Origin of the sequence: Klebsiella sp. K47, from assembly GCF_051858335.1 — a bacterium.
Classification (GTDB): Bacteria; Pseudomonadota; Gammaproteobacteria; order Enterobacterales; family Enterobacteriaceae; genus Klebsiella; species Klebsiella pneumoniae.
Genome location: NZ_JBPYUI010000414.1, coordinates 1 through 224 on the forward strand (window position 1 = coordinate 1; position 224 = coordinate 224).

At 67.0% G+C, this 224-nt stretch carries 1 protein-coding gene; it reads left to right on the top strand.

Translation table 11 applies throughout. The annotated features are described in order from the left end of the window. The coding region (locus tag RRF55_RS28610; RefSeq protein WP_439419387.1) for a pirin family protein at positions 1–224 on the top strand (224 nt) is incomplete at both ends.

Below are 224 nucleotides of genomic sequence, written 5' to 3' on the forward strand. Positions count from 1 at the left end.
TCCTGCTGCTGGATGAATTCGGCACGGACCGCGCCGAGGACTACATCGCCGGCTTCCCGAGCCACCCGCACCGTGGTTTCGAGACCGTGACCTACATGCTCGATGGCCGCATGCGGCACAAGGACAACCATGGCAACGAGGGCCTGCTCACGCCGGGCAGCGTGCAGTGGATGACCGCCGGCCGCGGCCTGATCCACTCGGAGATGCCCGAGCAGGAATCGGGG